The sequence below is a fragment of the Polaribacter sp. genome, from assembly GCF_036480315.1.
Taxonomy (GTDB): domain Bacteria; phylum Bacteroidota; class Bacteroidia; order Flavobacteriales; family Flavobacteriaceae; genus Polaribacter.
Genome location: NZ_JAZGGG010000041.1, coordinates 17,996 through 29,170, shown reverse-complemented (window position 1 = coordinate 29,170; position 11,175 = coordinate 17,996). Strand labels below are relative to the sequence as shown.

Below are 11,175 nucleotides of genomic sequence, written 5' to 3'. Positions count from 1 at the left end.
AATACCTCTAAAATTTTCTCGTAATTTGCTCTAAAGCTGTTCATCTATTTAAATGTTTGAAATTCAATTAAATATACGATTCTCTTAATCAATGAACAGCTTTTTTATAATGCACAACAGGTTCTTTGTATAACATTGTATCAGTATCTTCTTTAATCGCACTATCGATATAAATAGATTTACGTTTGTAATGTCCAGCCATTGCTTCAATTCTATCATACTTCTCACCTTTTGTATCGGTGTCGGCTTCAACAGGAATGTGATAGCCTCTTTTATCGCCTTCTTCATCAAAATCATCTACAAATTCATGCATAGCAAAAGTTCCTTCAATAAAATAACTGATATTGTATTTCTGAAGGTTTTTGTCCTCGTAGATATTATACAGCCATTCAGCACAGAGAGCTCTAGAACCTTGTCTATTGTAAATTGCGAGAATATTGTATTCACGCCCTTTCTTACCTATAAAAATCAAGCCTTTGTAATCCCCTGCATCTGTATAACTTAAATCACCATAAAAACACAAAGCATCATATTGACTGAATCTATATCGTTGTTTGTAAACAACATCTTCATTTTTAAACACTTTTCCCTCTACAATATGAACATGCATATATTCACGCATAAAAGAACGATAAGGTGTTTTTCTATACTTCTTTCGCCAGTATTTTTCATCTGTTTTTGCTTCCCATGCTGGCTCAAAGTTTTTTAAATCTTTAACAGCAGGAACAGTAATCGTAAAATGCTCAATAGGATCTCCAAATTCTTTGGCAATTTTATTAATACGTTTAAATTCAATTTTTAAACGATTGATAACTGTGTTCTTATGGAAATTGTTATTTGACACTACAAAACGTCTACGTGGAGAACCTTCATCAAACGTACCTTGTAAATCTTCCCAAACCCATTCTACTGCTTCATCACTTAATTTATTATTCTTAACACGTTTTTTGCTATCTAAATCATCTACAGAGATAAAGTCTGGTCTTTCTGCTAGTTCACGAATACCACGAGGATTTTGCCCATAACCTAGTGAGAAAAATTTTACTCCATCAGAGGTTCTAAAGTCTCCGTTAATCCAATTCCCTGTTTTATAGCGTTTGCCATAATCAGAGATGATCCGCTGATTATATTCCAAATTCGCTTGAATGTCAGACAGTAGCTTCTTTGCTTTGTTTTCCGTTTGACCGACTAACAACATAAAGAAAAGCTCTTTTTTTACGAGGTATAAATACAGCGGAATCCCTAAATTTATATGTACAGATTTTGCACCACTCCTATATATTTCAGCGAGTGTGCTTCCTGTAGGGTTGTCTATTATTAATTTTGCAAGCTTTTTATGAAAAGGTGCACATTTTACTTTTGCATAAGCGTTAAAATAGTGTTCAAACCATTCTATATATTCCTTTTCTAACTCTTTAATACGAGTATTTTTTTCTTTAGGTGTTTCTGCAAGCTTTAAAGCAGATTTTTTGCGTAGACGATTGCAATTCGCATCATAACGATCAATTAATTTTTGCAGCTTCTTATCTATGTCAAATTTGGTAGTCACTATTCTAAAGTTGCTTTATAAATTAAAAATGCTCTATGTATTTTTGTGATTTCTAAAGCTTTTTCAGGGTCTATTTCACTAAACCAATTATCAAACTCTTCTAAAACACTTAAAACTACTTGTGTAGAGACCTTACTTGATACGTCTTGTAAAACTTTTGAAATTTTAGATAATGAATCCGCATCAATCGTTGCTTTTTCTCCAGAAGCAACTAATTCTAATTGTTTCTGAAGTAACTCTTTAATTTTGTGAGGCGCAGATAAGTTTTCGGTTCTACGTTCGTCCCAAGTTTTTTCTCCTTTTCTGCCTTTTCTCCATCTGCTGACAGTTTGCGAAGAAATGTCTAAAAAATCTGATACATACTCTCCAGTCTTACCATCTTCTATGATAAGCCTTTCTGCAATACTTCTTTTTTTCTGATTTGTTAAAGCCATTAATTACTTGTTTCTATACGAAAGTATAGAAACTGACTCCTTGACTCTACAATGTTTGCAATGCTTGCAACATAGTCTGCAAGCATTGCAAACATTCTTTTTTTAGGGTATTTATTACCTCACTTTTGACGCTCAAAAGCTTAACATTTACAAATGATAATTAAAGTAAAAGACAATAAAATATGGTTACATGGACGCATGTGGTCTGGCGATGATATGTATTTTGACCATCATTTTTCTCAAATTGAAAAAGTGCATAGTGAAATTAAAGTGCATGTGCATTCTATTGGTGGTGATGTTTTTACGGGTAATTACATTCATTCAAGATTAAAGAATTCTGAAGCAACAATAGATATGCAAGTTGACGGTGTTGCTTTTTCTATGGGAGCTTTTCTTTTACCAGCTGCTGATAAAAGAAGTATTGTTAAAAATGGTTTTGTAATGGTGCATCAAGCACAAGGAACCACAAGAGGAACCGCAGCAGATCATCGTTCTAATGCCGAATTATTAGACGGTATGAACGAAAACTTTATTGAAGACTTAATAACAATGACTGGTAAAGCTAGAAAATCTGTTTTAAAATGGTTTGAAGGTGATACATACTTTAATTCAAAAAAAGCATTAGAAAACGGAATTGTAGACGAAATCGTAGACCCAGTTGTTAATGTAAAAATCAATGAAAAACAGGCAATTGCTAATCCTGAATTGTTTGGTCAATTCGAAGCTCTTTTAGCAACCTCACAAACACAAAATAATTATAAATCAAAATCAATAAAAATGAAATTAGAAATAATTGCAAAGTATGGATTGACTGGTTTGACTGAAGCTTCTTCTGATACAGCAGTATTTGAAGCTCTGGAAAAACATTTCAATGCGCAAAGTAAAACAGCAGATTTAACTGCATTACAAGGAAAGTATGACATTTTAGAAAAAAGTGTTAAGGATCAAAAAGAAGCTAAAATTGAAGCTTTGTTAAAGCCATTAGAAGGTAAGTTGGATAAAGATAAAATCGAAACTTATAGAACTATTGGAGAAACAAGTGGTATTGAAGCTTTATCGCTTGCTTTAGAAGGTGTAAAAGGTAGACCAGATATTGCAGCATTATTTACTGGTAGAACCGATGCAAGTGTTACCGCTACTGTAAAAGATGGTTGGGACTGGGACAAATACCAAAAAGAAGATCCTAGAGGTATAGAAGCTTTGGCTAAAAATAACCCTGATGCTTATTTGGCTTTAGGTAAGGCAAAGTTTGGAAATCAATTTCAAATTTAATAATAATATAAAACCCATAAAATGGCAGGATTAAATCAAGAAGTATGGACAGACGTTGCTGTACTTCAATATAGAGAAACTGAAGACGCACAATTTCTAAATGAAATTACAGATGAGTCGAGACACGTAAACGACACAAAAAGTGGAAAAAACCAAACCATTCATTTAGTTGATATTGGTATTGATCCAGAAGTATTGATTAACAATACTACATATCCAATTCCAGCAGCTGCTCAAACAGATGCAGATATTCCTATTAATTTAGATAAATATCAAACGTACGTAACAAATGTTACAGATGATGAGCTTGATTATATTGCTTACGATAAAGTGAAAATTGTACAGCAAAAGCACGTTAAAGCTATTATGGCTAGAAAGCATGCTAAAGCTGCGCATGCATTAACTCCTTCTACAAACACTGCGAACACGCCTATTCTTGTTACTACTGGAGAAACTGTTGATGGTCGTAAAAGATTAATTAGAAGAGATGTTTTGACATTGAAATCAGCTTGGGATAAATTAAAAATCCCTCAATCTCAAAGGATATTGGTGTTATGTTCTGATCATTATAATGATTTATTATGGGAAGCAATTGAAATGAAAAAATCTGCTGATCATTTATCTTCAAATGAATTTGGATTATTAAAACAGCGTATTGAAGGTTTTAAAACCTACTGGTATGTTGATTGTCCACATATTACAGTGGCTACAAAGGTTAAAAAATCTTTTGGTTCTATTCCTGGTGCTGGAGACAAAGAAGCGTCATTTGCTTTTGTATCTGATGATATGTTTAAAGCAATGGGAGCTACAGTTTTCTATGAAGACAAGCCAACTCCTAGAACACAGCAATGGGAGTTTAACATGAAACATTTTTTCATCGTATTGCCTAGAAAAGCTAGAGGTATTGCAGCGATTGTTTCTGATATAGCATAATAATAACTAAAACCTAAAGACAGAATGAAAATTACAAAAGAAATAAATGAAGCTGCTTCCAAATTTTTTGGAAGCAATGCTTCGTTCTCGGAAGTGTTTGTAAATAAGGATGGAGAATTCTTTACAAGCGACAACCTTGCATCTAATAGTGTTGGGAATAAGAAGTCTGATTACGCTCTTATTTTAAAGAGTGATGTGGTTTCAAAAGAAGAAACTAAAGATCAAAAAAAACTTTTAGAAACTGTTAAAACGGTAGAAGGAAGTATGGTAATTATTACTGATGATAAAAAGGAATTAACATTCTTAAAAATCAAAGATGAAGTTAGAGAGCCTATTGAAGGGGATGAAGCTACTATTGATGGCAAGCCAGCAAATGGTGAGTATAAATATCAAGGTTCTTCTTTAAGTTTTAAAGAAGGAAAGCTAGCAAAAATCGTTTTTGAAAAAGACGCTACACGTTCAATATTTTCTAAAATATTTAGTAAATAATGGCAAGTTTAGACGGAGCTAAAATTCAAAAAGGTAAAGTAGGTGCAAATGCATTAGCAGTTAGCGATGGAGTTTCTGGGCTTCTAGCTGCTGCTCCTGCAGCTGCTAATTTACCTATAGGAACGGTTAAAGGAATCTACAATTTGGTAGATGCTGAAAACCTTGGAATTACTCCAGCTTATGATAAAACAAACGATGTAAATGTTTACAGACATATAAATGAATTTTACCGTTTGGCTGGAGAAGGAACGAAACTCTACATTTTATTAGCTGATCAAGCTACTACTTTGGTAGAGATGTGTGAAAGTGCAAATGACACTTTATGTAAAGCTTTAATTACTGAAGCTGAAGGAACAATTAGACAAATTGCTTTATCTGTTAATCCAACTGGAGTAACTACCATGTTAAACGGAATGCCAGCTGATGTATATAATGTGATTGCAAAAGCGCAATTGTTATACAAATGGGCTGACGACAACTTTATGTCTTGTAATATTTTGTTAGAAGGTTATGATTTTGGTGGTAACGGTGCTGCATCCGCAGATTTAAGAGCAATTGAAAATGTGGCTGCTCCAAATGTATCTGTAGTTATAGGTCAAGATTTTAACTATGCAAGCGGTTTAGTCGATAACGCTAAAAAAATGGCTGACGTAGGAACTGCTCTAGGAACTGTAAGTGCAGCAGCTATAAATCAGAACATCGGAGATAATGAATCTTTTAATTTGACGGATGGTATAAAAGGTAAATGGTTGGTTGCTGGACTGTCTAATAATAAAACCATTAAATCTCAATTGAGTCATTTACAAACGTTAGATGATAAAGGATATCTTTTTGGAACAACCTATCCGCCAATGGCTGGAGTTCGTTGGAACAATGATCATACTTGTGTAGAAATTATACAAGATGCTGAAGGTAATATTAATGAGCATACTATTGCTTATGGTAGAACGCATGACAAAGCACGTAGGTTGTTAAGAAATGCTTTATTACCAAAAGTAAAAACAAAACAACCAGTAGATAAAAGTGGAAAGCTACCAACTGGTGTTATAAAGTATTTCGAGAACCTTGGAGATACTGTTTTTGCTGATATGGAAACTGCTACAGAAATTTCTTCAGGAAAAACATCAGTAGATCCTAATAGTGATTTAATTACTGCAAAAGAACTGATTGTAAAATTTCAGATTGTGCCTTATGGAACTGTGGTTAAAATTAACGGAACGTCTAATCTTAAAAATAGCATCTAATGAGTAAAGTAATTAGAAATAGCAAAGCTTACGATAGCGGCGATGTAGATATAAATATCGCTGGAGTTCCTTCAGATCTTGTAGAGATTAGCTACAATACAGAGCAGGAACACCAGATGAATTATACCTTAAAGAACAAAGGAACTTCCTGGTCCAAAGGAAAGATTTCAGATACGTGTACAGCCACTTTTATGATGCAAGACATTGCTGCCATAGAAAAAGCTGCTGGAGGTAATTTACTTAATGTAAAGCCATTTTATATCAATGTAACATTTACAAATGAGTACAGTGATATTATTAATGATACCATTTTAGCCAAGTTTCAAGACCAAGGTCGTGAGGTTACTGGAGATATGGGATTGAATAAACAACACACATTGTTTGTGTTAGATACTGATTATAATAATTTTTAATTATGAGTAAAATGACAAAAGAGCAAAGAGATGCTCTAATAAAAAAACACGGTGAAGGTAATTTAAGAATGTTAGAAATTCCAACTACTGAATCTCAAACTGAATTTATAGAGGTTGTTGCAATTGTACCAACTAGAACGGTATTTGGGCAGTTTCAAAAATGGAGTGATGCAAACCCTAAAAAAGCTTCAGAAATTTTAGTTAGAGGTTGTATTCTAACAAACAGAGAGCAGATAGAAGCAAATGATTTTATGTTTAATACTACTTTAAATGTATTAGCCGAATTAGTACCAATGGGGGAAGGTAGAATAAAAAAGTTCTAGAAGACTGCTCTGGCTTACATTACTCTGGAAAAAAGGATGGCATTTTTAAAGTTGATGCCTATTTAAGCCATTTTTTACACATTCCTTTTCCTGAAAAATTAAGTGATGTTGAGTGGTCTCTAAAATGGGCACAGGTAAAGTTTTTAGCAGATTCGGGGGTTCTGGGTCAACAAATGAAAGAAAATTTAAAATGACTCAAGTAACAATCAATTTATCTGAAAGATATGCAGCTGCATTCGGAACGTTAGCAACATCTAACCAACCGAATGCAGTTACTGTTGCTAAAGAGAATAATAAATACAATCTTGAATTTTATGAAAAGTCTAAAGTAGATTTTGAAGAAATGTCTTTTTCTTATGGAGATCAGAAGATAGCATTTGGTTCTGTGCCTTTTATTTCAAATAGTGAAAACGAAAATATTTTAGCTCCACCACCAATTGTGAGTTTCTCTCGAGATAAAAAACACATTATTACAGATATTAATGGTACTGCAGATGAAGTGGTTGAACATTGGAGCACTAGACAATATGATCTGAGAATAAGAGGCCTTTTAATTGATCTAGAAAACCACCAATACCCAGAGAATAAAGTGAGCGAGTTAAATCGTTTTTTTGAGCACAATGGAGTTGTTGATGTTTATGGAACACAGTTCTTTGACAAAGATATATGGAGTGTTTATTTTAAATCGATTGAAATAAATGGTGTACAAGGATTTGAGGATACTATTCAATTTGTATTAACAGCTAGAGCTATTAGGCCAGTTGGATTTACATTGTTAAAACCTAATCTATAATGAGATACCTTTATTATAATATGAGTTGTAGAGTTACTATTGGTAACGTTATGATAGACTATGTAAATAGTATTTCAATTACTGAAAGTATAAAAAAGTTAGCGGATGTAGCCACTGTAGTAATACCTCGTGAATATTTGGCTGCTTCAATAGGTGGTAAAACTGAAAAGTTTGCAAATCAAAACATTTTAAAATTCATAAAAGTAAATGACCCAGTAATAATCAAATTAGGTTATGATGGTAAATTAGAAACTGAATTCACTGGTTATGTAAGTAAAGTGTCTGCAGATATTCCTTTAGTAATTGAATGTGAAGACGAGATGTTTCAATTAAGAAAAAGTAATTTTTCTAAAACATTTAGATCTGTTTCATTATTACAACTTTTAAAAACAATTGCTCCTAATTATAAGTATGATGTTATTGATGATATAAAGCTTGGAAAGTTCACTATTAACAATGCATCAGCTTACAGAACTCTAGAAACTTTAAGAAAGGATTACGGTTTACATTCTCGATTCGTAGGTAAAATTCTTCAGGTTGGTTTTCCAATTAGTTTAATTCCACAAGCTGTTCATGAAATTAACATTAATAGAAATGTTAGAGCTCAGAGTAATGATTTAAAATTTGTGAGAAAAGAAGATTTTAAAATATTACTGAAGGCAATTTCAATAAATAAAAATGGTGCAAGATTAACCAGTGATTTTGGTGATAAAGATGGAGCGCAAAGAACACTTCATTTTACAAATAAAACTTTAAGTGAGTTAAAATTGTTGGCTGAAAAGAATTACAAGAGTTTGAATTTTGATGGTTATCAAGGTAGTATTCCTACTTGGGGATTGCCAAGAACTAAAGCAGGAGAGTCTGTAGATATTACAGACCCAAACTATAAAAATAGTGAGCGTAATGGGAAGTATCTCATTGAAGAAGTTATAAAGAAGTTTAATAGTACAGATGGGTTTAAACGCATCAATAAATTAAGTTTAAAATTATGAAAATACTACAAGAAAACGATTACTCCGTTGCTGCCATTATTATTGGTTGCGATGTTGCAACCATTAAAGCCGTTGCTGAAGTTGAAAGTGCTGGAGGTGGTTTCAATAAAGATGGTTCACCAAAAATTTTATTTGAAGGTCATTGGTTTCATAGGTTAACAAATGGAAGGTTTACAAATTATTTAAATAGAAATATAAGTTACCCAAAATGGATACGAACTTTCTATAATCAAAATCAGCACAAGCGATTAGATAAAGCGGTTCAGTTAGATCGTGATGCTGCTCTTAAATCTGCAAGTTGGGGCAAGTTTCAAATTATGGGATTTAACTATGACAAATGTGGGTTTGACAATGTTCAGCAATTTGTAAATGCAATGTATAAAAGTGAAGGAAAGCAATTAGAAGCATTTGTAAACTTCATTATCTCAAGAAGAATTGACGATGAATTAAGAAATAAAGATTGGGCAAAATTTGCTTATTTCTATAATGGTTCTGGATTCAGAAAAAATAAATATGACGAAAAATTAGCAAAAGCTTATAAAAAACACACATCATGAAAAAATTAATTTTAATCTACATCCTAATATTTGGCTCTTTTATAGGCTGTGGTTTATTAACAAAAACAGTGAAAAAAGAGCGTGAAACAAACATCATTCAAAAGGATAGTATTGTCTATAATTTTATTAAAAAAGATAGTACAATAATAAACACCAGGACTGAAATTACTCCAGCTTCAAAAACCGATTTAATTTTAAGAAATGTATGTGATAGTCTTGGTAATATTAAGATAGCAGAATTGCAAACGCAATTAGGTAAAACGAATATTAAAATTAGAACCATAGATAACACTATTTATTTAGAAGCAAATACAGATAGTATTATTCAGGTTTACAAATCTAAATATGAATATAAATTTAAGCAAGATAGCATCGCTTTAAATAGCAGCTATAAAGAGAAAGTAAAATTAAAAGAAGTAAAAGTGAAAACACCTAAATGGGCGTGGTTACTTCTTATAGGAATTGCTTTAGCATTATTTTTAAAATTAAGAAAATAAATGAGTTTTGAAACTGCTTTTTTATCACTATTAAATAAACACGAAAAGATGATTATTACTTCAGGAATTGTTTCTGAAGTAAATCAAGATTCAATAGATGTTGAACGTGAAGGAATGCCTCCACTTCTGGACGTTCGTTTTAATAGTGTTTTAACAGCAGTTCAAAACCAATTTAAGGTAACACCAAAAAAAGGAAGTGTTGTTTTATGTGGAATTATAGAAAGCGATATTTCTGAAGCTCTGTTAATTGCTTGTAGTGAAATTGATAAAGTAGAAGTTACAATCGATTCTTCAGAATTTGAAATTGATAAAGATGGTTTTAAAATAAAAACTGAAGATATTAATTTAAAAGATGTTTTAGAAAGTGGTTTAAACAACCAAAATGAAGTGAATAAAGTATTGCAAAAAGTAGTTGTTGCAATTGGTGCAAGTCCTGATGTTGCAAAGCTTGTAGAAATTGAAGATAGTACTACTGAAATAATTGAAGATTTATTAAAAGTATTGAAGTAATGGCATTAGATAAAGCAACATTAGTAACTGATTTGAAAAGCATTTTTAACAATGCGGATAAAGAAAGTAATATTGATGCTATTGCTACACAAATGGCAAATGCAATTGATAGATATGTTAAGACTGGTAATGCAGTTGGTGTTGATAGTAGAGCAGATACTCATAATTTAACAATACAATAATGAATAAAGATATAGCACTTGACGAAAATGGCGACTTAAAAATAGTTGATGGCGACTTTGTGATTGAAGAAAGTGATCAGCAACATGTAATAGATGTTTTTAATTCATCTGCAGGAGAATTTAAAGAATTTCCTTTAGTTGGTTTTGGTGCTATAAAATATCTGAAGGGAATAAAAAAAGAGAACGAATTTAAAAGAGATCTAATAGTACAATTGCAGAATGTTGGGTATGAAAATCCAACTATTGATTTATCTGAAGGTTTTGAAAATTTAAACATAAAAGTATAATGAATTTCATACAAGAAAATTTACCATTACTACTAGGCTATCTATTTGGAGCAGGAGGAATTTTTGCATTTATTTTTGAGCGTAAAAAAAACAAAGCAGTTACAAAAGGAGTTCAAGCTGATGCTGAAACAAAAGAGATTAATAACGCATCGATTATTATAGGTCAATATAAAGATGCATTAGAAGATTTACCTATTAAATATGAGTTAAAGTATCTAGAGATGGAAAAGCTCTGGGAAAAGAAAGTACAAATGCTTTCAGATGAAATTAAGCATTTAGACAATTCTTATCAACGAAAATCAAAGTTATTGGAAGATGAAATAAAGCTAAAAAATAAATTCATTATTTCATTAAAAAGAGAAGTTAGAGAAAAGGAATCTGAAAATAAATTATTAAAGGAAGCTCTAAAAGATGCAAGTAACAATACTAAATAATCAAACGCTATTAGATATTGCAATACAAAGAACAGGTAAAGCAGAAAATCTGTTAAAAATTGCAGTAGCAAACAATCTAGTACCAACAGAACTAATTGCACCAGGAACTACAATTGTAATTCCAGATACAGTTGATATTGATGAAGATATAATAAGGTATTACACTGCAAATAATGTGTTGCCTGCAACGGCATTAACAGAGGAGCAAAAAACAGAATTAGAATTAACATTTTGGAAAAAAGTGTTTAGAGCATTTAAAAAATAAG

At 31.9% G+C, this 11,175-nt stretch carries 17 protein-coding genes; 15 read left to right on the top strand and 2 right to left on the bottom strand.

Annotated elements, in window-relative coordinates; genetic code table 11:
* Positions 1–88: 88 nt before the first annotated feature.
* Positions 89–1,549, bottom strand: coding sequence for a hypothetical protein (locus V3V28_RS08685; RefSeq protein WP_331364633.1), 1,461 nt, complete (start codon positions 1,547–1,549; stop codon positions 89–91).
* Positions 1,549–1,983, bottom strand: a complete 435-nt coding sequence (locus V3V28_RS08680) for a hypothetical protein (RefSeq protein ID WP_331364632.1) — start codon at positions 1,981–1,983, stop codon at positions 1,549–1,551. Before V3V28_RS08680 ends, V3V28_RS08685 begins: the two co-directional genes overlap by 1 nt.
* Positions 1,984–2,136: 153 nt before the next feature.
* On the opposite strand from V3V28_RS08680, the gene V3V28_RS08675 reads away from it, so the two are divergent.
* The 15 genes from V3V28_RS08675 to V3V28_RS08605 all read left to right on the top strand — a co-directional run bounded on the left by V3V28_RS08675 (position 2,137) and on the right by V3V28_RS08605 (position 11,174).
* Positions 2,137–3,255, top strand: coding sequence for a Clp protease ClpP (locus V3V28_RS08675; protein WP_331364631.1), 1,119 nt, complete (start codon positions 2,137–2,139; stop codon positions 3,253–3,255).
* Between the two features lie 21 nt (positions 3,256–3,276).
* Positions 3,277–4,188, top strand: coding sequence for a hypothetical protein (locus V3V28_RS08670; RefSeq protein ID WP_331364630.1), 912 nt, complete (start codon positions 3,277–3,279; stop codon positions 4,186–4,188).
* Between the two features lie 24 nt (positions 4,189–4,212).
* The gene (locus V3V28_RS08665) at positions 4,213–4,677 is read left to right on the top strand and encodes a hypothetical protein (RefSeq protein WP_331364629.1); all 465 of its coding nucleotides are present in this window, start codon (positions 4,213–4,215) and stop codon (positions 4,675–4,677) included.
* Complete coding sequence (locus V3V28_RS08660) at positions 4,677–5,921, top strand: DUF2586 family protein (protein ID WP_331364628.1); 1,245 nt, start codon at positions 4,677–4,679, stop codon at positions 5,919–5,921. Before V3V28_RS08665 ends, V3V28_RS08660 begins: the two co-directional genes overlap by 1 nt.
* A complete protein-coding gene (locus V3V28_RS08655) occupies positions 5,921–6,334 on the top strand; it encodes a hypothetical protein (protein ID WP_331364627.1) in 414 nt (137 codons plus the stop codon). Before V3V28_RS08660 ends, V3V28_RS08655 begins: the two co-directional genes overlap by 1 nt.
* 2 nt (positions 6,335–6,336) lie before the next feature.
* Positions 6,337–6,657: a hypothetical protein gene (locus V3V28_RS08650; RefSeq protein ID WP_331364626.1), complete on the top strand. Its 321-nt coding sequence runs from the start codon at positions 6,337–6,339 to the stop codon at positions 6,655–6,657.
* A gap of 124 nt (positions 6,658–6,781) precedes the next feature.
* A complete protein-coding gene (locus V3V28_RS08645) occupies positions 6,782–7,450 on the top strand; it encodes a DUF6046 domain-containing protein (protein WP_331364625.1) in 669 nt (222 codons plus the stop codon).
* Positions 7,450–8,442 (top strand): hypothetical protein, encoded by a 993-nt coding sequence (locus V3V28_RS08640; RefSeq protein ID WP_331364624.1) that lies wholly within the window; start codon positions 7,450–7,452, stop codon positions 8,440–8,442. Before V3V28_RS08645 ends, V3V28_RS08640 begins: the two co-directional genes overlap by 1 nt.
* Complete coding sequence (locus tag V3V28_RS08635; RefSeq protein WP_331364623.1) at positions 8,439–8,999, top strand: N-acetylmuramidase family protein; 561 nt, start codon at positions 8,439–8,441, stop codon at positions 8,997–8,999. Before V3V28_RS08640 ends, V3V28_RS08635 begins: the two co-directional genes overlap by 4 nt.
* Positions 8,996–9,496 carry a hypothetical protein gene (locus V3V28_RS08630; RefSeq protein WP_331364622.1) on the top strand — a complete coding sequence of 167 codons (501 nt, stop codon included), beginning with the start codon at positions 8,996–8,998 and terminating at the stop codon, positions 9,494–9,496. Before V3V28_RS08635 ends, V3V28_RS08630 begins: the two co-directional genes overlap by 4 nt.
* Complete coding sequence (locus tag V3V28_RS08625; protein ID WP_331364621.1) at positions 9,497–10,006, top strand: hypothetical protein; 510 nt, start codon at positions 9,497–9,499, stop codon at positions 10,004–10,006.
* Positions 10,006–10,188 (top strand): hypothetical protein, encoded by a 183-nt coding sequence (locus V3V28_RS08620; protein ID WP_331364620.1) that lies wholly within the window; start codon positions 10,006–10,008, stop codon positions 10,186–10,188. Before V3V28_RS08625 ends, V3V28_RS08620 begins: the two co-directional genes overlap by 1 nt.
* A complete protein-coding gene (locus V3V28_RS08615; protein ID WP_331364619.1) occupies positions 10,188–10,475 on the top strand; it encodes a hypothetical protein in 288 nt (95 codons plus the stop codon). Before V3V28_RS08620 ends, V3V28_RS08615 begins: the two co-directional genes overlap by 1 nt.
* Positions 10,475–10,909: a hypothetical protein gene (locus V3V28_RS08610; protein ID WP_331364618.1), complete on the top strand. Its 435-nt coding sequence runs from the start codon at positions 10,475–10,477 to the stop codon at positions 10,907–10,909. Before V3V28_RS08615 ends, V3V28_RS08610 begins: the two co-directional genes overlap by 1 nt.
* Entirely contained in the window at positions 10,887–11,174 is a 288-nt protein-coding gene (locus V3V28_RS08605) for a hypothetical protein (protein ID WP_331364617.1), read from the top strand. The genes V3V28_RS08610 and V3V28_RS08605 overlap by 23 nt, the downstream gene beginning before the upstream one ends.
* Position 11,175: the final 1 nt, after the last annotated feature.